Raw genomic sequence first — 756 nt, 5'->3', positions numbered from 1 at the left:
ACATCATCTTCTCTTTCAGTATCTCCATCACGTAATGGAAGTTTCAGATTTGCAGGAACTTTGCCTCCAAACTTACTAACTTTTCCTTCTTCTTTAGCAGCTTCTATAGCTTGTTCAATGGCTTTTATCGTACTTGTATCTGATTTAGGAATGATTAAACTGATTGAATACTTTGCTTCTTGCCCTTCTTGCATACTGTGAGGTTCAAAAATATGTGCATATGATGCTCTTACTTTTCCTGTAATCACTTTAGTTTTATTTAATACTTTTGCTTTCATGTTTATATACCGTCCTTTTTAATTTTTATAGTTTGTCAAAATCATCTTCAGCAGATTGCTTTATAGCTGGTCGTTTATCAGACTCGGTAGCAAGTGTTAATTTACCTTGTGGCTTTTCTATAAAGCCCTCTGTAATTTTAGAAAATGCTTTTTTACCAATTAATTTTTCTAATTTCGTAATGCTAAGTAACTTGGTTTCTGTAATATCTTCAGGTTTATAACCCGCTTCAACTAACTTTTCAAGCGTTGCTTTTGTATCAGTTATCATTCTTCGCGAACGACCTTCTACAAGCTTCCAACCAGGATAGTTTTTATCATTTCCTTTCGCTTGATCTAGCGCATAATGTTCTACTTCATCAGCCCATTTTTTGATATCAGGCAGTTTATATAAAAGTTCTGCAATCTCTTCATCACTTAACAAATGTGGTGGCTTTTGAGGCACATTTTGCATGTATTCTGCACGTGTTCTACATGAATG

Annotated in this window: 2 protein-coding genes; both read right to left on the bottom strand. The window is 34.3% G+C overall.

Annotated features, from left to right (window positions below; genetic code table 11):
* Positions 1-278, bottom strand: a 278-nt coding sequence (locus IDG60_RS17995) for a DUF2815 family protein (protein ID WP_164800860.1), incomplete at its 3' end; no start/stop codon positions are given.
* 25 nt (positions 279-303) lie between these two features.
* On the bottom strand, positions 304-756 hold a 453-nt coding region (locus IDG60_RS17990), incomplete at its 5' end, for a DUF2800 domain-containing protein (protein WP_206161020.1).

Source organism: Staphylococcus sp. EG-SA-2 (genome assembly GCF_017152085.1).
Note: the sequence above shows the minus strand (reverse complement) of the source record. Positions and strands in the feature narration are given on the sequence as shown.